13 protein-coding genes are annotated in these 20575 nt (G+C 68.7%); 9 read left to right on the forward strand and 4 right to left on the reverse strand.

Annotation, left to right across the window (positions count from 1 at the left end):
* Nucleotides 1-116 precede the first annotated feature (116 nt).
* From ACGFZQ_RS29005 to ACGFZQ_RS29015, 3 genes are all read left to right on the forward strand, one after another.
* Nucleotides 117-947, forward strand: a complete 831-nt coding sequence (locus ACGFZQ_RS29005; RefSeq protein ID WP_393842827.1) for a helix-turn-helix domain-containing protein — start codon at nt 117-119, stop codon at nt 945-947.
* Entirely contained in the window at nt 944-1138 is a 195-nt protein-coding gene (locus tag ACGFZQ_RS29010; RefSeq protein ID WP_393842828.1) for a DUF397 domain-containing protein, read from the forward strand. Before ACGFZQ_RS29005 ends, ACGFZQ_RS29010 begins: the two co-directional genes overlap by 4 nt.
* A gap of 381 nt (nt 1139-1519) precedes the next feature.
* Nucleotides 1520-2383: a hypothetical protein gene (locus ACGFZQ_RS29015; RefSeq protein WP_393842829.1), complete on the forward strand. Its 864-nt coding sequence runs from the start codon at nt 1520-1522 to the stop codon at nt 2381-2383.
* Between the two features lie 125 nt (nt 2384-2508).
* On the opposite strand, the gene ACGFZQ_RS29020 is transcribed toward ACGFZQ_RS29015, so the two are convergent.
* The gene (locus ACGFZQ_RS29020) at nt 2509-3144 is read right to left on the reverse strand and encodes a DUF6879 family protein (RefSeq protein ID WP_393842830.1); all 636 of its coding nucleotides are present in this window, start codon (nt 3142-3144) and stop codon (nt 2509-2511) included.
* Nucleotides 3137-3406: a hypothetical protein gene (locus ACGFZQ_RS29025; protein ID WP_393842831.1), complete on the reverse strand. Its 270-nt coding sequence runs from the start codon at nt 3404-3406 to the stop codon at nt 3137-3139. Before ACGFZQ_RS29025 ends, ACGFZQ_RS29020 begins: the two co-directional genes overlap by 8 nt.
* 229 nt (nt 3407-3635) lie before the next feature.
* Between ACGFZQ_RS29025 and ACGFZQ_RS29030 the strand changes: the two genes are divergently transcribed.
* The 4 genes from ACGFZQ_RS29030 to pglZ all read left to right on the forward strand — a co-directional run bounded on the left by ACGFZQ_RS29030 (nt 3636) and on the right by pglZ (nt 13430).
* On the forward strand, nt 3636-4046 hold the full coding sequence (locus ACGFZQ_RS29030) for a hypothetical protein (RefSeq protein WP_393842832.1): 411 nt from the start codon (nt 3636-3638) through the stop codon (nt 4044-4046).
* Nucleotides 4043-6199: a tetratricopeptide repeat protein gene (locus tag ACGFZQ_RS29035; RefSeq protein WP_393842833.1), complete on the forward strand. Its 2157-nt coding sequence runs from the start codon at nt 4043-4045 to the stop codon at nt 6197-6199. The genes ACGFZQ_RS29030 and ACGFZQ_RS29035 overlap by 4 nt, the downstream gene beginning before the upstream one ends.
* Before the next feature lie 443 nt (nt 6200-6642).
* The gene (locus ACGFZQ_RS29040; protein WP_393842834.1) at nt 6643-10530 is read left to right on the forward strand and encodes a phage resistance protein; all 3888 of its coding nucleotides are present in this window, start codon (nt 6643-6645) and stop codon (nt 10528-10530) included.
* Nucleotides 10527-13430: a BREX-2 system phosphatase PglZ gene (pglZ, locus tag ACGFZQ_RS29045; protein WP_393842835.1), complete on the forward strand. Its 2904-nt coding sequence runs from the start codon at nt 10527-10529 to the stop codon at nt 13428-13430. Before ACGFZQ_RS29040 ends, pglZ begins: the two co-directional genes overlap by 4 nt.
* Nucleotides 13431-13949: 519 nt before the next feature.
* On the opposite strand, the gene ACGFZQ_RS29050 is transcribed toward pglZ, so the two are convergent.
* Complete coding sequence (locus ACGFZQ_RS29050; protein ID WP_393842836.1) at nt 13950-14996, reverse strand: CBS domain-containing protein; 1047 nt, start codon at nt 14994-14996, stop codon at nt 13950-13952.
* Nucleotides 14993-16810 carry a DUF262 domain-containing protein gene (locus tag ACGFZQ_RS29055; RefSeq protein WP_393842837.1) on the reverse strand — a complete coding sequence of 606 codons (1818 nt, stop codon included), beginning with the start codon at nt 16808-16810 and terminating at the stop codon, nt 14993-14995. Before ACGFZQ_RS29055 ends, ACGFZQ_RS29050 begins: the two co-directional genes overlap by 4 nt.
* Before the next feature lie 198 nt (nt 16811-17008).
* On the opposite strand from ACGFZQ_RS29055, the gene brxD reads away from it, so the two are divergent.
* The gene (brxD, locus tag ACGFZQ_RS29060; protein ID WP_393842838.1) at nt 17009-18349 is read left to right on the forward strand and encodes a BREX system ATP-binding protein BrxD; all 1341 of its coding nucleotides are present in this window, start codon (nt 17009-17011) and stop codon (nt 18347-18349) included.
* Nucleotides 18349-20544 carry a DEAD/DEAH box helicase gene (locus tag ACGFZQ_RS29065; RefSeq protein WP_393842839.1) on the forward strand — a complete coding sequence of 732 codons (2196 nt, stop codon included), beginning with the start codon at nt 18349-18351 and terminating at the stop codon, nt 20542-20544. The genes brxD and ACGFZQ_RS29065 overlap by 1 nt, the downstream gene beginning before the upstream one ends.
* Nucleotides 20545-20575 lie beyond the last annotated feature (31 nt).

Genomic DNA, 20575 nt, shown 5'->3' on the forward strand with positions numbered 1-20575 from the left:
GGGCTGTACACGTGGGCGGAGCGCTTGTACGTGATGTTGGCGTGACCGGATCCAGGGCCGTGTGTTGGGCGGGCGGAGTCCGGTGACTGTGATGGTCGTACGGGAGGAGCTGCGGCGTGGATGACGAGGTTCAGCAGCCGGAGTATGAGGTCGGGACGGGCGTTCTGTGCGTGTTCGGGCGGCAGTTGAAGCTGTTCCGGGAGCGGGCGGGGATGGACCGCGCGGAGCTCGGTTCGCTGACCGGCTACTCGGCCTCGACGATCGCATCGTTCGAACAGGGGAGACGTATTCCGCCGCCGAAGTTCATTGACCAGGCGGATGAGGTGTTGGGGGCTGGTGGGGTGTTGGGCGCGAGCAAGGAGGAGGTGGCTCGGGCGCAGTATCCGGCGTTCTTTCGGGATGCGGCCAAGTTGGAGGCCGAGGCGGTCGAGCTTCATGTGTATGCCAACCAGGCGGTGCCCGGGCTTTTGCAGACCGAAGAGTATGCGCGGTCAGTATTCACCAACTGGCGGCCCTTGCTGCACGAGGACGTGGTCGAGCAGAGGGTGACAGCCCGCCTGGCCCGGCAAGAGATCTTCTGCCGCGCACAGTTGCCCACCATCAGCTTCGTCATCGAGGAGTCGGTCCTGCGTAGGCCGCTGGGCGGCCGGGGCGTCATGCGGGGGCAGTTGGAGCAGGTCCTGCTCCATGGCCAGCGGCGTAACGTGGAAATCCAGGTGCTGCCGACCGAGCGGGACGAGCACGCTGGACTGGCTGGTCCGTTCACCTTGATCGAGACTAAGGAAGGGCGGAGGATCGCCTACGTGGAGGCTCAGCAGGACAGTCGCCTCTACACGGCGCGGAAGCCAGTCCGGGAGATCGAGGAGCAGTATGGACTCCTTCGGGCCCAAGCGCTCACTCCGCGCGAATCGCTGGCCTTCGTCGAGAAGTTGCTTGGAGAGAGATGAACGTCGAACAGCCTGTACCTGAGTCGGCCTGGTTCAAGAGCAGTTACAGCAGCGGCGCAGGCGGCGAATGCGTCGAGGTCGCCGTCCGCCCCGGCAGGGTCCACATCCGCGACTCAAAGGGCACAACCCCTACCGCACTGGCCGTACAACCCACGGCCTGGACCGCGTTCGTCCAGTTCGCGGCACTCTGACAGGAACAGGGTGGCCCTTGGCAGGCGTGTACTCGCCGAGGGCCCCTCACGTTCCCGTATCGCGCGAAACGTTCAGTGGCTCCGGTGGCCTGCCCTTGAGGTGCCGTGCCGGCGCGGCTCGGCCAGAGCGCTCAACGTTGGCGCAGAGAGACTCAGCTCGCAGCGGCGGTCGCCCTCCCGGGTGACCATCAGCATCCTGCCGGACCCAGCCGGCGTAGGCCGGAGGGGCAAGCGAGGCAAGGTGACCCCGGGAGCCCAACTCGGCCGCACAGACCGCGCGTTGCGGCCGGCCAGCCCGCCAACTGCCACTCACATGAGGCGGCCCGAACTGACCGGACGAAACCTGGTCACTGGACGTCAAAGCTACTGTAAGTTCCTGCTATGAATCAGGGCAAAGTGAGCGAGAGTCCCGAGTCGCGCTTCTCCGCGGTGCTGGTGGGCGCGGCCAGGCTTCCGGGAGTGCGTATCGGCAGGGAGACATACCTCCGGAAGGCGCTGGCACGCTATTGCTCCGAGGACGAGATCCGCACAGCCATCGAAGAGACCCCCGCGGCGGCGGGTATCCCGGTCGGCGTTCTGGACAAGGCGGCCGACGACTCCATCCGCTACGAAACCGCGAAGGTCAGCGCCCTCTCCGCCGCTGCCGGGCTACCTGGCATCTTCGCCCTTCCCGCCACCGTGCCCGCCGACATGGCCCAGTACTTCGGCCACATGCTGCGTATCGCGCAGAAGCTCGCCTACCTCTACAGCTGGCCCGATCTGTTTGATGGCGACGGCGATGACGTCGACGACGCGACCATGGGGGTGCTCACGCTGTTCTTCGGCGTGATGTTCGGTACCCAGTCCGCGAACGCCGCCGTGGGGAAGGTCGCAGGGATGATGGCGGAGCAGGTCGCCAAGAAGCTGCCGCAGAAGGCACTCACCCAAGGCGTCATCTACCCCATAGTGAAGAAGGTCGCGGCCTACATCGGTGTTCAGATGACGAAGCAGACCTTCGCCAAGAGCGTTTCGAAGGCCATCCCCGTCGTCGGGGCCGCTGTTTCCGGCGGGCTCACCTTTGCGACCTACCGGCCCATGGCCAAGCGGCTGAAGAAGCACCTCTCCGAATCGGAACTGGCGAAGCCCACGCACCGAGTCGTGGTTGTGGAAGCCGAGGAAGTTCACGAGTCCTTCGTCGCGGAACATGCTGAGAGCCATGCCTCGGACGGAACTGCCGCCACGGCAGAGGGCCCTCGGTCCTTCTAACTCACCCGCCGTGAGGGGGCGGAGGGGAGCTCCCTCGCCCACTCTCGTTCGTCTGCGGGCTGTACGCGTGTGCATACACGATGGGCTTGTACGTGGCGGTGGGCGTGACCGTTTCACGGACTTGATCAACGGGAGTCAGACGCATCCGCCCAAGTACCGGAGACTCTGGGCGGGTCGAGCGGCAGAATCTCCCGCTCGAAGAACTCGTGAAACCCCTCACCGCGCTCGTAAAGCGCGTCAAATCCACTAGAGGTTTCCCGGATCAGTTCCCGTTCCGCGAAACGGTTGGCGCCCGCAGCGTTCCCGTCGTCGTAAACGACTTCGTACATGACGACGTCCCCGAGGATGACCACCTCGGGAACTGGACGGTCCTTCTCGATGTCCCTGATGTTCCGGGCGTCGAGCACTTTGATGTCGTCGCCCTCATCCACCCGTACGCGAAGCACGAACAGCTCCCACTGTACGTACGGTGTGACGGGGAATTCCACGACACGAAGGCGGCGGTGCGAAATTCCCAGCCGTGCCGCTTTCTGTAGTTCCTGCGCGTAGTCGTCGCGCCTCTCCTCGGCCAGGGACAATGCTCGCGTCCAGTTGCCGGCGGCGAAAGCCTCCCAGCTGGCGAAGCCGCGCTCCTTGAAGTGCTGTCCGCGTTCGAGCTTGTTCAGGAAGCCGATGCCGCTGGTGTAGACCCGGCCGAAGTCCTCGTGGTACGCGGGACGATCCATACGCTCGGAGACGCCGACGGGGAAGGAATCAAACACTGGGGATATCCGGCTTCGCTGCGACGATCATGTTCCGCGGGATGACGACGAGGCGTTCGTCCGAGCCGATTGAGACCCCGTCGGGCAGATTCTTGCCGAGTGACTGGGTGAGATCGCGGCCGATTACGGCGATGTCTCCGTTGGCGAGTTCCCAGATGTCCGGGCAGTCAGGAGTTCCGGTTGTGTTCCCGAGCTCCTGGGGTGATTTCCCCAAGCGCTTTTTGAAACTGGTGTCCGGATCGGCTTCCCATGGCCTGGCCATCCTCGTCGCCCCCTCGGTCGTTCGGATTGCGTCACTGTAGCGCGCGTCAGGGGCGCCTGACCATGTGTTAGTCGCGGGTGGCGAGGGCTATGGCCTGGATTGATTCCTCCTTGTCTGGTGTCGTTCAGGGGTGAGATGATATTGATCGGGAAGAAAAATAATGCAAACGCCTGGCAGGTGGGACGTTTTTTCTGTGCTGTAGGGAAATCGTCGGATGGAAGGGGTGCAAGTGGACCCGGAAGTGACCTCGCTCGCGCAGAGCGCGGGAACCACCTTGGTCACGTTGATGGCGGCCGATGCCTGGCACCGCACGCGGGATGGGTTCGTCCAGCTCTGGCGTCGTGTGCAACCCGAACGTGCCGAGACCGTCGCCGCCGAGTTGGAGGTCGCTCGCGAGGATGTTCTGGCGGCCACGGCGGCTGACGACCAGGAGACCTTGGACGAACTGCGTGCGCAGTGGCAGGGGCTGGTACGGCGTCTGCTCGTCGCTCGGCCCGACGCAAGAGACGAATTGCGCAGGCTGCTGGACGAACTCGATCCCGGCGGCTCGGGCGCCCGGCAGGTCACCCAGCACGCCACCGCGTCCGGTCAGGGCCGGGTCTATCAGGCCGGACGAGACCAGCACATCACCGAGCGATGACGGGCGGGATGGACGGTCACGCCGAGGACCAGGGGCGCGTCTACCAAGCGTCGGGGGACCAGCACATCAACGAGCATCACCATCACGGCGGTGACGGGCCGGGGCCCGGTGGCCCGGACTCGGTGCGCCGCCCGGCAGTGGGGCGACCTCCCGCCGTTCTGCGTGACCGCAACGAGGTGATGGAACGCCTGCGGGCGAGTGTCGAGGCAGAGCGCGGTGGCGACGCCTACGTGCTGTACGGCATGGGCGGATCGGGCAAGACGGCGGTCGCTTGCGCCCTCTTCCAGGAGATCGCCGACGGACAGGGCCGGGTGGCTCTGTGGGTCAACGCCGCCGACCGTGCGAGCCTGCGCGGAGGCATGCTGGCCGTGGCCGCCGACCGAGGGGCGGGCGACGGCGAACTGCTGGCCGCCCGCAACGGCCTCCGCCCCGCGGCGGATCTCGTCTGGCGGTATCTCGACCACTCCGCCGAGCCCTGGCTACTGGTCCTCGACAACGCCGACGAGCCGGAGATCCTGCGGGACGGCAGCTGGCTGCGCACCAGCCCCCGCGGCGTCGTCCTGGTGACCACGCGGCGCGCCGCGGCCCGCTGGTGGCCGGGTGCCGAACTGCAGCACATCGGCGTACTGCCGCGTGAGGATGCGGCGTTGGTGCTGTGCGACCTCGCCCCGGACAGCGGTACGCCCGAGCAGGCGGCGCAGATCGCGGACCGGCTCGGGCGGCTGCCTCTCGCCCTCACCCTGGCCGGCGGTTTCCTCTCCCACCAGGTGCTCGACCCCTGGACGATGGACGCCTACGGACACCACCTCGACGGAGACGAACGAGTTCAGCTGATCGACCGGGGAGCCGACGCGTTGTCCGGCCCGGACCCGCGGCACATGGTCGGCCTGACCTGGCAGCTGACACTCGACGCCTTCGAGGCACGCGGGCTGCCCGAAGCGGCGATGCTGCTCAGGCTGCTGGCCCGGTTCGCCGCCGAGCCCCTGCCGCTCGGCCTTCTCAACCACGCCGACATCGACGACGTCCTTCCCCGGGCTCGTACCGAGACAGCCCTGAGAGCACTTCTCGACCAGTCGCTGTCCGAGCTGGTCGACATCGCCGGCGCGCGCTGCGTACAGAGCCATGGAGTGCTGCTCGACAGTGTCCGCGCCGCGACTCCCGGGGACCTGCTGCCTGTGCTGGACACCACGGCCGTCCGGCTGCTCGACGCGGCCGTTCCCCGCCTACCTGACGCGGGCCCGCACGATCCGCGGCTGCGACTGCTGGTGCCTCATGCGCTCACCTTGGTGCGACGTATCGGCGAGCCCTCGGCCGCCGCCGACGCCCTGGCCGTCGCGACGCGCCTCTCGGTCGCCCTGCACCGGACCGGCGACTACCTCTCCGCCTGGGAGACCTCCCGCACCACGGCGGACCTCGCACAGCGACTGCTCGGCCAGGACGACCGGCTGGTCCTCGCCGCCCGTTCCAGAACCGGCCGGGCACTGTTCCGGCTGGGCAGGTACGTCGAAGCCGAGTCGGTGCTCCGCGGTGTCCGCGCCACGCAGGAGAACCTGTTCGGGGCCGATGACCCCGACACCCTGGACACTTCTTACGGCCTTCAGCTCGTGCTGGCGAACCTCGGCAGACGCGAGGAGTCGCTCGCACTGCTCCGGGCTGTCGTCACCGGCCGGCGAACGACACTGGGCCCCGCACACCCACTGACCCTGCGCGCCCGCGCCAGCCTGCTGGAGATGCTGCCTGCCTCCGAGGTGGTCATCGCAGAAGACGGCGCGTTGCTGTCGCTGCCGTCGGAATGTGCCCGGCTCCTCGGCCCCGATCACACGGTGACGCTCGGCGCCGCGCACAACCATGCCTGGGCGCTGTACCTCCTGGGCCGATTTGACGAGGCTGACGAGGAGATCCGGCTGGTCGGAGACGCGTATGTACGGCGCTTCGGCCCCGAGTACCCGATCGTGCTCGCAGCCCGGCAGCTCTTCTCCAGGACCCGGTCCGCGCTCGGCCACACGGACGTGGGGATCGAGCTGATGACCGATGTCGTCGCACGGCGGGAACGCGGCCTGGGCCCCGAGCACCCCTTCACGGTCGCGAGCCGTCGGCTGCTCGACGAGTACCGATCAGGGCGATGGCGCCCACCGCGGCCGCCCGGTGGATGAGAGTGGATGCGAGAGGGGCGCGCGACAGTGCGTTCCGGATCGCGTGGTCTCTCGTGCCCGCAAGGCGTTCCGGCGCCGTGGTTCCCACGTCGGCTGTGCCCGGGGGTATACGGCGCGGAGACGGTCGGTGTACCGATGTAGGGTGCTATGCGCAGGCCGCGCGACCGGTCGTTCAGTACGAGGGGGAAACGAAGTGCAAGCGACGCAAGCCCGCCTCCCTCGGCCTGGCCGATGCCGTGGACGCCGTTCTCGCCCAGCGGTACGCGACTGACCTCCTCCCCGCCACCGGGCAGGACCACCGGCACGCCGCAGCGCCCACCCGTACTTCCGGGTCCTCCCCTGCGGCCCGGACCGGTGACCAGCTCCGGGTCGGCGCGGCAGCCCCGCACCACATCGAGTACGAGCAGCAGTACCGAACACCGTCAGGGAGAGCGAGACCCGCAATGGCCCAGCAGCCCCTTCTCCGCGATGTCATCGACATCAAGGAGAACATCTCCACCTCGGACTTCGTGCTGTCCCTCGCCGAGGCGACGACATCCGAGGGTGCCCAGAAAGCGCTCAAGGACTACGTCGTCACCGAGCGGCTCCTTGAGAACTTCGACGAGGCGCTGGCGCTCATCAAGTCCTCGCTCGACGGGCACCGCTCCAAGGCGGCCTACCTGCACGGCTCGTTCGGTTCCGGTAAGTCGCACTTCATGGCCGTGCTGTACGCGCTGCTCAGCGGCGACCCGGCCGCCCGTGCCCGCACCGAGTTCGACCCGGTGCTGACCAAGCACGAGTGGCTGACCACGGACGGCAAGAGGTTCCTGCTCGTGCCGTACCACATGCTCGGCGCGAAGGCCCTCGAACAGCGGGTGCTCGGCGGATACGTCACACACGTCAAGAAGGTGCGCCCGGACGCTCCGACCCCGCAGGTGTACCGGACCGACTCCCTCTTCGCCGACATCCGGGCCAACCGTGCCACCTACGGTGACGAGGCGGTCATCCGCGGCCTGGGCGGCGGCGACGCGGGCGACGGCGAGACGGACGAGTGGGGTGAGGGCTTCGCCTGGACCCCGCAGCTCCTCGACACCGCCCTCGCCGCCGAGGAGAACCACGAGGGGGGCACCCCGCTCAACCTCCGTAACCCCTCCACCCCTGCCGAGCTGCGCGCCAAGCTGGTCAACGACGCCGGCACCAACCTCTTCCCCGGCTTCGCCAAGAACGCCGCCGAGAACGAGCACGGCTTCATCTCCCTGGACGCCGGTCTTTCCGTCATCGCCGAGCACGCCAAGTCGCTCGGCTACGACGGCCTGATCCTGTTCCTGGACGAGTTGATCCTCTGGCTCGCGACCCTCATCCACGAGCAGAAGTTCGTGGCCCGCGAGGCCAGCAAGATCACGAACTTCGTGGAGGGCGGCGACGCCCGACGTGCCATTCCCATCGTGTCGTTCATCGCCCGCCAGCGCGATCTGCGTGAACTCGTCGGCGAAGAGGTGTCCGGCGCGGCGGAAGCCTCCATCCAGGACACCCTCAACCTGGCCTCGGGCCGGTTCGACAAGATCACCCTGGAGGACCGCAACCTCCCGCAGATCGCTCACGCGCGCATCCTCAAGCCGAAGGACGCCGAGGCGGAACGCCTTGTCGAGGCGGCCTTCGAGCAGACCAAGCGGGTCGGCACCCAGGTCTGGGACACCCTCCTCGGCTCGGAGAAGGGCACGACCGGCGCGGACGCGGAGTCGTTCCGGCTGACGTACCCGTTCTCGCCGGCCTTCATGGACACCCTCGTCCACATCTCGTCCGCGCTGCAGCGCTCCCGTACCGGTCTGAAGCTGATGGGCCAGCTCCTCGCCGACCACCGCAACGAACTCCGGCTCGGTCAGCTCATCCCGGTCGGCGACCTCTACCCGGTGATCGCGGAGGGCGGCGACAAGCCGTTCACCGACAGCCTGAAGGTCGTCTTCGAGGCCGCCGACAAGCTCTACAAGACCAAGCTGCGGCCCTACCTCCTCAGCTCGTACGACATCACCGAGGACGACGTCGAGCAGTACGTCAACCGGCCCGAGTCCATCAGCGACCCGCAGCGCGCCAACCGCTGCCGGATGTTCGTCGGCGACAACCGGCTCGTGTGCACCCTGCTGCTGTCGGCGCTCGCGCCCAGCGTGCCCGCACTGGCGGAGCTGACCATCCGGCGGCTCGGAGCCCTCAACCATGGGTCGGTCCTCGCACCCATCCCTGGCGCCGAGGTCGGCATCATCAAGAACAAGGTCGCCGAGTGGGCGGCCCGGTTCCCCGAGATCAAGGAGACCGGCACCGACGCCAACCCCGGCGTACGGCTGGAACTGTCCGGCGTCGACGTCGACTCCGTCATCGCCAACGCCCAGGTCAACGACAACCCCGGCAACCGGGTCGCCCTCGCCCGGCGTCTCCTGTCCGAGGAACTGGGCGTCGAGCACGGCCAGTTGAGCGACCAGCTTAGCTTCATCTGGCGCGGCACCTCCCGCACCGCCGAGATCGTGTTCGGCAACGTCGCCGACGAGGACGAGCTGCCCGACCACGACCTGATGCCGCAGGAGGACGGCCGCTGGCGTATCGCCATAGACCTCCCCTTCGACGAGGGGGAATGGGGTCCCGTCGAGGACGTCAACCGCATCCGGCGGCTGCGCGAGCGCCAGCAGGGCGAGCGGTCCCGTATCGTTGCCTGGCTGCCCGCTCATCTGTCCGCGCAGCGCTTCGCCGACTTCCGGCGACTCGTCGTCATCGACAAGGCCCTCGCCGACGAACACCGATTCGACACCCAGTACGCCGGCCACCTCAACGCCGATAACCGCAGCCGCGCCAAGGGCCTTCTCGAAACCCAGCGCGAGGCTCTGCTCAAGCAGGTCAAGGGTGCCTTCAAGCAGGCGTACGGGCTCGCCCAGAAGCAGGCCGCCGACGTCGTGCCCGACTTCGACGACCACCTCGTCCCGCTGCCCGACGTCGACGGCCTCGCCCTGTCCTTCGGACAGAGCCTTCACGACGGCATCCGGCACGTCGCGGGCAAGCTGCTCGCCCACCAGTACCCGGCACACCCCGACCTCGACGCCGACGGCACCGGGATCGCCGTCAAATCCGCCGACGCCCGCAAGGTGTTCACCCATGTGCGGGCCGCCGCCGAGGCGCGCGATGGGCGGGTGGAGGTCCCGGCCGCCGAGCGCAAACTCATGGAGCGGATCGCGGGGCCCCTGCGCCTCGGGCAGCAGAAGGAGGCGTACTTCGAGCTGTCCCGCTACTGGGCCGACCACTTCCGCCAGCTCGCCAGCGCCCAGGGCGTCACCGGGGACCTGTCCCTGATCACCCTCACCGACTGGACGGACAAGCCCGACCCGCGCGGCCTGCCCGACTTCCTCGCCCGGCTCGTCGTCGCCGCCTTCGCCGAGATGGACGACCGGGTGTGGGTACGCGGCGGCACCGTACTCGACCCCGCGCCCGAACTGTCCGCGATCAAGGACCATGACGCGCTGCGCAGCCAGCCGCTGCCCGCCGAGTCGGACTGGGACACGGCACGGCAGCGCTTCGAGACGATCTTCGGGCAGAAGGCGCCCGCCCTGCGGCGCGGCCGGATGGTCAACCAGTTCGCCCGCCAGATCATCGAGACCGCCCGCGCCCACCGGGACCACGCGGCGGATCTGGTGCACCAGTTGGAGGCCCACGCCTCCTTCCTCGGCCTCGACCAGACCGCCGACACCGGACGGCTCGCCCTCGCCCGCCACTCCCTGCAACTGCTGGACGCGCTCACGGCGGAGGCCGGCAAGGGCGCGGCCGGGGCGAAGAAGACCGTGGAGGCCCTCGCCTCCTTTGACCTGGGCGAGACCAGCGCCGACCGGTACGGCACCTCCATCAAGCAGGCCCGCAGCGTCGCGGAGGCCGTCGCCTCCGCGCCCTGGAGCACCCTCGAACTCGCGGCCGGACTCGGCCCCGAGGGCGCGGCACTGCTCGACTCGCTGCGCAACGTGGCCCGTGACGACCAGCGCACCGCGGACCTGCGCGACACACTGACCCGGACCCAGCGCGAGGTCGTCGCCCTGCTGAAGCGCAGCCAGGCCGCCGCCACCCCGCCGCCCCCTCCTGCCGTGCCGCAGCCCACGGCCGACGACCTCTCCCTGAACACGCCGACCAGCGACCCGCGCATCCCCTACACCCCGCAGGAGACACCTACTCTGGCCTCGCCGGGCAGCGGCGCCGCCCGGACGTCCGGTGGCCGCCGTACGACCGTGGCGCGGGCTGCGTCCGACCTCCAGGCGGAACTGTCCGAACTGGCCGCCCGCCACCCCAACGCGACCATCGAGATCACCTGGAAGGTCGTCGAATGACGGACACCGTCGCTGCCGCCCCCGGCGCCGTCCGGCTGAACATCGCGACCGTCACGCAGTACCTGTCCTCGCAGTCCTCTCTCGCAGCCTCCCTGACGGGGGACAGCGAGGGCAGGCGCCGAGTCGTGCTGTTGCGGTCCGCGCCCCAGTGGGATGGTCCTGCCGAACCCACTTGGGGCGAGGGCCGGACAGCCAGTGTCGCGGTGGCACCCTCGCCGCTCGCCGTCCACGAACTCGTCCTCGACCACCTGACGGGCCGGCGACCGGGCCCCGCCGCCCTGGTCGTCCTCACGGACCGCGAGCAGAACGAACTCGATCCGGCGATCCTGGCTCGCGTTCACAAGCTGCGCATCGACACGGTCGACAGCTGGGATGTCGTGCGGGAGGCGTTCGGTGCCCGGCAGATCGACCCGCGCCTGAAGGACGTCAACTGGGCCGCCGAAGCCCTGCTCGACGCCACTCCGCCCGGCGGCTGGCCGCCTGTGCCCGGCGGTTGGCTGTCCCAGCAGTACGCCCTCACCGCGCTCGCCCAGCGCCGCCTGCGCCTCGGCCGCTACGACACCGAGGGAGGCGAACGGCGCCCCGGAGACGACCGGCTCGACGCGCAGAGCCTGCTGCACTGGTCGACCCGGCCCGGCGCCCCCGAGCGGCTGCTGGGGCTGCGCGGCCCCGAGCGCGCCGGACTGACCGCCTTCCTCGGCGAGGAGGACCAGGCCGGTCTCGCCGGACGCGCCCTGCTCGCCCTCGTCGACGCCGAGCGTGGCGCAGACGCTGCCGCCTTCGGTCTCGTGTGCGCGGCACTGTGGCAGCATGCCGAGCCCGCCCCCGAGACGTACCAGGCGCGGGGTCGTGCCGAACGCTACTTCGGCGACCAGCCCCCGGCCGTCGGCGACCAGCTCGACGCCCTCGTGACCTTCTTCGGCCGGTCCGCCGAGGAGTACGTGATCACGATGTTGACAGCCGGACAGCGCAACGGCGGCACCGATGCCGACCAGGCCCGCGAGGCGCGCCGCACTACCGGCATTGTGCTCGATCGGGCCGCCGTGCTGGCCCGCCAGTTCGGCGCGGAGGCAGCCGTCGCGGCGAGCCCCATCCTGCGCGGTGGGCTGGAAGCCCGGTTCACCGCCGTCGGCCAGGCCCTCGCGGCAGGCGACACGGCCGCGGTCGCGGAGGCCGTCCGACGGCTTGCCGACCACCGGCTCGCCGCTGACCCGGAAGAGGCCGCCCGCATCGAGCGTGCCCGCATGGGACAGCGACTCGCCCGCTGGCTGGCCACCGACCCGCCCGTCGACGCCCCCACCGTGGCTGACGCCATACAGCGGCACATCGGCGAGACCGGCTGGGCCGATCTCGCCCTGGAGCACGTCGAGGCCGGCGGCGACCCGGACCCTGTCCTCAAGGCCGCCTACGACACTCTGGGCACCCGTGTCAGGGAACGGCGACGACAGATCGACGCGTCCTTCGCGCGATCGCTCGCCGGCTGGGCGGAGGACGGCAAGCCCGGCAGCATGCTCACCGTCGAGACCTTCCTCGACCGGGTGGTCGGGCCCGTCGTCCGGCGCGGGGAGGAGCGGCGGGTGCTGCTGCTCGTGCTCGACGGCATGAGCGCGGCCATAGCGAACGATCTCGGCGAGGAACTACGCCGTTCCTGGGCGGAGTTCGACCCCCTGACCGAGGGCCACCCGCTTCGGCGGGCGATGGCTGCCGCCCTGCCCACCGTGACGGCTGTGTCCCGGACGTCGCTCTTCGCGGGCACCCTGGTGAAAGGCACCCAGGCCGACGAGAAACGGCTGTTCCCCGCGCTGAAGCTGTGGGGCGGGGTCCCGGCCGCCGTCTTCCACAAGGACGACCTGCGCACCGAGACCGCGGGCGACACCTTCGGCCCAGCTCTCACGGAAGCGCTGACCGACGGCAGGACGCACGTCGCCGTCGTCCTCAACGCCATCGACGACCGCCTCGCCAAGGAACAGAAGCTCGGCGACGGAGCGTGGCGGGTCGACGACGTACCCGGCCTGCGCGACCTGCTCCGGGTGGCGGCGGCCCAGGGCATGGCCGTCATCGTCACCAGCGACCACGGCCACGTCGTCGACCGGCACGGCACGAAGGCCGACGCCGCCACCGAGCCCGCGTCCGCGCGCCACCGTCTGCCCGGCGGCGGTACGCTCGGCGAACGGGAGATCGCCCTCTCCGGGCCGCGCGTGGTGTGGCCCGAACCTGGCGCATCCATCGTCGCACTCTGGGACGCCGACTCCCGCTACACCGCGCTCAAGGCCGGCTACCACGGCGGGGCGTCTCTCGCCGAGTTCACCATTCCGGTGCTCGCCTTCCTGCCTTTCGGGGCGGAACCGCCCAAGGATTGGCGGGAGTTGGGGGACCAGCGGCCTATCTGGTGGGCGCCGGAGGAGGCGGGGAGGCCGGTCTCGGACGAGCGGGCGGCTCAGACGGCCGGTGCGGCTACGAAGAAGGGGAGCGCGAAGCCCCGGAAGAAGCAGCCCGAACCCGGGACGCTGCCCGACGCACTCTTCGACGTGGCGCTGACGGCCGGGGGAGACGACGCCCTGCTCACACCTGCCGTGGTCTCGCGGACCGAGGCGCTCGTGACGGCGCTCCTCGACTCCGAGACATATCAGGTACAGCTCGACGGTCTGGCACGCAAGCCGCAGCAGGAGCAGGTCCACAAAGCCCTCGCCGCCCTGCTCGACGCGGGCGGCACCCTGCCCGTGACCGCGCTCGCCCAGCGTGCGGGCATGCCCACCACCCGCGGTGACGGCTTCGCCGCGGTCCTGCGGCAGCTCCTCAACTACGACGGCGTGCAGGTGCTGGAGACCCTGCCGGACGGGCGCACCGTACGACTCCACGAGGCGCTGCTGCGCGAACAGTTCGCCCTCGGAGGTGGCTGACCTCTGGCGCGGCCCCCTTCGTTTTGAAGCGGGGCCGCCCCGAGGGCGCTACGAGTCGCGCTTGACGTGCTTGAGGACGTTCATGCCCGCCGTGAGGACGGCCATGAAAGCGCCGCCGCTGGTCGTCAAAGTCGCGAGCGGGCTCGTGTGAAGCGCCATGGTCACGACAGCGGTACCGAGGGAACCCACGCCGGACGCAAGCGCGACGATGGTGATGTCACGTGCCCGGTGGTGACAAGCGTGCTGGGTCGAGTGGATCGACACCGTTCCTCCTGAGAATACTCGCTCGCTGGAAATGGGCATGGCTGACTGGGGTCAGTCCTGCCTCCAGCGCTGCGCGTACGGGTCCTACGGGGCCCGCAACCAGCTGGTCGCTGATATGAGCGCGTGCAGCGAGCAAGTCAAAGAGGCCTCCGGAAAGTATGGGGGATAAATAATACCCCCCAACTAGCCTACGGAACAAAGCAGTTCCGGGTCTCTTTGCCGAAGCGCCGGCCCAGGGGCGCGCCTCGCGTATTCCTACGACACGAACGCTCGCAGCAGCTTCGCGAAGGTCGTCAGCTCGTCGATCATCTCCTGCGGAAGAGGCTTCTCGTCGAAGTGGGCGATCCGGTTGCGGATGTCCTTCACTCGCTTCAGGCGGCCGATGAACTGTTCCCTGGGCATGTTGGGCCACTTCAGGGCTTCCCAGTTGGCGTCGGCCGCTTCGGCCAGCGAAGTCTTCGTCTGGTCGCCGTCCAGGAGCCTCAGATAGTCGCCGAACATGAGGTCGGAGACCTGGCCGGTGCGGTGCTCGGGTTTCTTGTTCGTCTGGACGGCCTTGATGGTCTCCTCGTCCAGTGCCGCGCCCAGGCAGCGGCGCAGCAGGGACTCGATCTCCCCGACGATGAAGAAGGGCCGTGCCGCGCCCTCGAAGCGATCCGTGACATCCGCGGCGGTGACCATGCCCGAGAGACAGCCGTCGTCGCCGCGGACCAGGAGGTAACCGTGTTCCCGGATGACCGGCAGGGCGGAGAAGAACTCCTGGCGGGTGTCGGCGACCGGAAGGGAGTCCTTCTCCATCGCGTTGTCCAGGGTCGGCTGCTTGCCCGCCTCGTACATCTTGGCGACCGATCCCCAGGTGACCACCCCGTGGATCTGCGCCATCCCCGTGGTCACCGGGATCTGCGCGATGCCCTTCGTCCGCATCAGGAACGTGGTCTGCGCCAGGGGTGTATTGGGGCCTACGGACACCAGGCCGCGCCGCGCCGACGGGATGTCCCCGAGTAGCAGGCGCTGCGGAAGGGCGGCCGAGGGCAGGGCCTCCTCCGTCTCGTCGTCCTCCTCGTCGACCGGGGCGGCCTGCGCGGGGATGGAAGCGAGCGGCACGACATCAACGTTGCTGCGCAGGCCGCAGACGGCGAAGTTCGGCAGTGTCGTCAGCCCGGCGTCCGTGAGTGCCTGAGAGATGCGGTGCACCGTCCGGTGGTCGCGGACTCTGACCTGGAACAGGTCGAGGATGTCCTGCACGGGCACGGTCCTGCCCTTGAGCGCGGTGAGGACCTGCCCGCTCGGTGCGGTCGTCATCGGGCGTCGCCCTCCGCGAGGTCACGGAGCATGGTCCTCTTGCCCATGGCAGCATGGACGAGGTCCTGCAACTGCTTGGAACGGTCGTTGTAGAACCGTTCGTAGTCGTTGTCGCGGAGCGCCTCCGGATCGATGAGATGGGTCGCGAGTACATCGTCGAACCACTCGGGGCGCATGTCGGAGGCAGCGACCATCGTGGACAGATAGGACGCCGGCGCTCCGGTCATGTCCATCGCCGCGCGGTAGGACAGAGGGGTCTTGTTGACGATGGAGTTCGTGGGCAGGCCCTCGCTGTTGCCCCGCCGGAACCAGGTCTTGGGGAAGATCTGCCGGACGTCCACGCTGTACTCGTCCAACCGGCCGGGGCTGAGAGGGCTGTCCGTGTGGTGCCAGTCCACTGCCCCTTGCTTGATCAGCAGGGCGTAGATGCCCTTGTAAGCAGCGCTGTTGCGGGTGGTCAGGCTGTCGAGGCGGTCAGCGAAGAAGAACGCGTCCGTGACGGTGTCGGGCGCCCGTTCGTCCTGCGCGATCCAGGGGACAAGCTGCTCGACGTCACGGGTGAAGCGGGTCTCGGTGGAGCCGCCGTACATCTCGCCGAGGACCCCGCACCAGTACCACTGCTCGGTCCTCTCCTCCGCTCCCAGGCCGTCCAACACCGTGTCGAGGATGGCGCGGACGGCCGCGAGCGGGACGAGCTGAGTTTTGTACGGCAGGTCGTTCGGACGGACGATGCACTGCCGTTCAAGGAAGTCGCCCACCCAGGCGAAGGCGTCGGCGAGTTTCGGCGCCAGGCGGACGAAGTCGGTCAGCGGAAGCTCCAACAGATCCCGACGCTTGCACGACACCGTCGCTCCGATGCCGGATTGCTTCCGCTCCCAAGTACGTACCAGGGCGATGGCCTGCAGAAAGTCAATGCTGCTCAGCCCGTTCTCAATGCCGCTTTCCAGGCGGCCGAAGACCGGGTACTTGGCAGCCAGCCCCTGTTTGATCTCCCGCCACACCTCGGGGAGTTGGTAGTAGTCTCCGGTCCGGTCCACGTACTCGCGGTCTCCGGCGTAGGTCGCGGTGAGCAGTTCGAAGACGTTCAGCGGCACACCGCCCGTGTTGACCCGCTCGAACACCGCGCAGACGGCGTCCATGGAGGTGGAGGCGGCCAGCCGGATCATCGGTACCTGGAAGGCGCGAACCTGCTGGAGGACCAACTCGTCGAACTGCCCCCACAAGTCCCAGTTCCGGTCCTCGTCCGCCTTGACGTACGACATCATCCACTGGTTCACGCGCTGTGCGTCGAAGACGAGATGCAGAGGGAAGACGCCGGCCGCGCACTCGTTCTCCGTGGTGCTCAGATCCAGCACCACCGTGCGGTTGAAGTCGGTGCGGAGCACCTTGTCCGCCGGGACGGACAGGATGGCCTCGTCACGGTCTGCGGACGGGCCGACGGCCTTCGCGATGTCGACGTAGTACCACCGTTCGATGGGCTTGCCGCGGGCGTCCGCGGTCTCCACGGGGGCATCCAGCCAAAGGGCCTGGAAGAGGGAGGTGAGGCGCTGCTGCCCGTCCAGCAGGAGGAGATCCGCCGCCGGATCCCCGTCCGGGCGTGCTCCGGTGAGCGTCCGGGAACGGAACCGTGTGGCGCCGCCGGTCTGCAGCGTCATCACCACGCCGAGCGGGTAGTCCAGCGTCACCGTCGCGATGATCGCGCGGATCCGGTCGTCGTCCCACTTCCAGTTCCGCTGGAAATCGGGCAACTGTAAGGAGCCCGACGCGACGTCCGCGAGCACGTCCTTCAGCTTCACATTGTCCAGTGCCGCCACGTGAATCCCACTCCCCACCCTGCTGCCTGTACGGAGAGTGATTTCAGCAGCGCTTTCCGGTCACCGTCAACCGATTCTGCCGAGTAGGGCACGAACGAGCCTCCCGTCGTGCAACACCGCGGCGCGGGTCAAGGGTGTGCGCCCCGCTTACCGGCAGGAGGGGACCTCGGGCGGCACGTCGGATGGGAAACTGACAAGGTGACCCAGCACCGCACCACGCCTGTCTCGGCTGCCCGCCGCCGTACTGTCATCGACGCGCTGCGGCGCGGCGCCGTGCCCGAGAGCGGACTCGACCTGCTGGCCACCGGACTCGACCGGTTCGAAGCGGCCCTGGATGCAGAACTGGACGCCGTGGCGTCCGGTGGCTCCGTTTTCAAGGCCGTGCGGGGTGAGTACGGGTCCGGCAAGACGTTCTTCACCCGCTGGCTGGGGGAGCGGGCCAAGCGCCGCAACTTCGCCGTGGCCGAGATCCAGATCTCGGAGAACGAGACCCCGCTGCACCGGCTGGAGACGGTCTACCGGCGGCTCACCGAACGACTCACGACCTCCAGCTTCCCGCCCAGCGCACTGCGGCCTGTGGTCGACGCCTGGTTCTACGCCCTGGAGGAGGACGCCCTCGCGGCCGGCGCGACCGAGGAGGAGCTTCCGCGCAAGGTGGAGGAGCTGCTCGTCGCACGGCTCGCCGAGGTGTCCCGGCATGCTCCGTCCTTCGCCACCGCCCTGCGCGGCTACCGGGCAGCCTTGGCGGACGGCGACGAGGCGACCGCCGCGGCCGTCCTGGCGTGGCTCGGCGGCCAGCCGCACGTCGCGGCCTCCGCCCGCCGGACCGCCGGGGTGCGCGGAGATCTCGACCACTTCGGCGCCCTTGGGTTCCTGCAGGGTCTCCTGACCGTGCTGCGCGACTCCGGGCACACCGGACTGTTCGTCGTCCTCGATGAGGTGGAGACACTGCAACGGGTCCGGTCGGACGCCCGCGACAAGGCACTCAACGCGCTGCGTCAGCTCATCGACGAGGTGTATTCGGGCCGTTTTCCCGGTCTCTACCTGGTCATCACGGGCACCCCAGCCTTCTACGACGGCCAGCAGGGTGTGCAGCGGCTGGCTCCTCTTGCTCAGCGGCTGGCCACTGACTTCACCACCGACCCGCGCTTCGACAACCCTCGCGCCGTACAGATCAGGCTCCCCGGCTTCAATCAGGAGTCTCTGGTCGGACTCGGTGTCACCATTCGTGACCTGTACGCCGAGGCCGCGCAAGCGCCCGAGCGAGTGCGGAAGGTTGTCGACGATGCGTATGTCGCGGACCTCGCGCTGGCCGTCGGCGGGGCACTGGGCGGAAAGGTCGGGGTGGCCCCCCGGCTGTACCTGAAGAAACTCGTCGGGGACGTGCTCGACCGCGTGGACCAGTTCGACGACTTCGACCCCCGCCAGCACTATCGGCTCACCGTCGCCGCCCGCGAACTCACCGATGTCGAGCGGAACCTGGCTGCCACGGTCTCCGGGGGCTCCGCGTCGGCTGACGACATCGACCTGGAGCTGTGATGGCGGACGCAGAACCCCTGGCAGGGAAAGACCCAGGTGACGCGGGCGTCGACGTACTCGACCGACTCGATCCTGTTGTCCTGCATCACATCGTCAACACCCTTGGCTGGCCCGACCTGCGACCCCTGCAGCGGGCGGCGATCACACCGCTCATGGCGGGACAGGACGCTGTGCTGCTGGCTCCGACAGCGGGGGGCAAGACCGAGGCGGCCTGCTTCCCCCTGCTGTCGGCGATGACCGAGCAGAAGTGGACTGGCACGTCTGTGCTGTACCTGTGTCCGCTCAAGGCACTCCTCAACAACCTGGTCGGCCGTGTCGACGCGTACGTCCAGTGGCTGGGGCGGCGCGCTGCGCTCTGGCACGGCGACACCAAGGAATCGCAGCGGCGGCGCATCCGGACCGAGGCGCCGGACGTCCTGCTGACCACGCCCGAGTCGCTCGAAGCGATGCTGATCGGCGTAAAGACGGATCACGCCCGTCTGTTGGGAAGCGTGCGGGCCGTTGTTGTCGACGAAGTTCATGCGTTCGCAGGGGACGACCGGGGATGGCATCTGCTTGCCGTGCTCGAACGGTTGGAGCGGGTTACCGGACGGCCCATCCAGCGCATCGGACTCTCGGCGACCGTTGGCAACCCCGCCGAGTTGCTGCACTGGCTGCAAGGTGCCGGCGCCGACAGCCGCCCTGGTCAGGTCGTCGCCCCTGGAGTGCATCTGCCGTCCGACGGCAGCGAACACACTGACAAGAGGGGCGCCGAACCGTCCCGCAAGCCGGCAGGCGAGGTGGAACTCGACTATGTCGGCTCCCTGGACAACGCGGCCAAACTCATCGCGGTGCTGCACAGGGGTGAGAAGCGGCTCGTCTTCTGCGACTCGCGCCGCCAGGTCGAGGAACTGGGCGCCGCGCTCCGAGCGCGCGAAGTGACCGTCTTCCTCTCCCACGCCTCCCTCTCGGTCGACGAACGCACCCGCTCCGAGCAGGCGTTCGCCGAGGCACGCGACTGCGTCATTGTCTCCACGTCCACTCTCGAACTCGGCATTGACGTCGGTGACCTGGATCGCGTTATTCAGATCGATTCACCGACCACCGTCGCCTCGTTCCTGCAGCGCATCGGACGTACCGGTCGGCGCGCGGGCACGGTACGCAACTGCCTGTTCCTCACCACACGCAAGGACACGTTGCTGCAGGCGGCGGGTCTGCTGCTGCTATGGTCGCGAGGCTGGGTGGAACCTGTCGTCGCGCCGCCCGAGCCACGCCACCTGGTGGCCCAGCAACTGCTCGCCGTCACGCTGCAACAGCACAAGCTCGGCGACCAGTTGTGGGACCGAGAATGGAACGGGCTCGCCCCTTTCGACAGGTCGGCCGCCCCGATCCTGCGCTTTCTTACAGAGGAGGGCTTTCTCGACACCGACGGCGGCATGCTGTTCGTCGGACCCGAGGCAGAACGCCGTTTCGGCAGGCGGCACTTCATCGAACTCACCGCATCCTTCACCGCGCCACCTCAGTTCACCGTCCTGTCCGGTCGCACGGAGATCGGTCGCACCGACCCGAGTGTGCTCACTGAGGAACGTCCCGGCCCACGGCGCCTGCTGCTCGGCGGACGCAGTTGGCAGGTCACCTACGTCGACTGGCTGCGTAAGCGCGTCTTCGTCGAACCTGCCGACGGAGGGGGCATCGCCAAGTGGATGAACGGGGGCATCGCGGGACTCTCCTACACATTGACACGCGCCATGCGCGAAGTGCTGCTGGGCGCGGACCCGCCGGTCTCACTCACCCGGCGAGCTGAAGCCTGCCTGTTGGAACAGCGTGAGACCGACGCCCCCGACACCGTCCACTCGGGTGGGACGCTCGTGACTCGCGTCGGCAGCGACGTGCACTGGTGGACTTGGGCCGGCTACCGAGCGAACGCCACGCTCGCCGCCACATTGCAGTCGGTCACCGATCCGCTGCAGCGACCCACCGACAGTTGGCTGCGCCTCCGAGAGAACCTCACCCCGGCCGACTGGCGCAGGGCCCGCGAGAACATCGGCGAGAACCTCGTCCTGCCCGACGTGGACCACCGAGCCGTGCGCGGCCTCAAGTTCTCCGCCGCCCTCCCGGAACGTCTCGCCGTCGCCACGGTCGCGGCCCGCTTGGCCGACTTCGAGAGCGCCCGCTTGGTGCTCGGCGAGCCGACGCGCTTTCAGTACGACGGCTGAACCGACAAATCCGCCCAAGGCTGCTTCGAAC

Origin of the sequence: Streptomyces sp. NPDC048254 (genome assembly GCF_043201895.1) — a bacterium.
GTDB lineage: Bacteria > Actinomycetota > Actinomycetes > Streptomycetales > Streptomycetaceae > Streptomyces.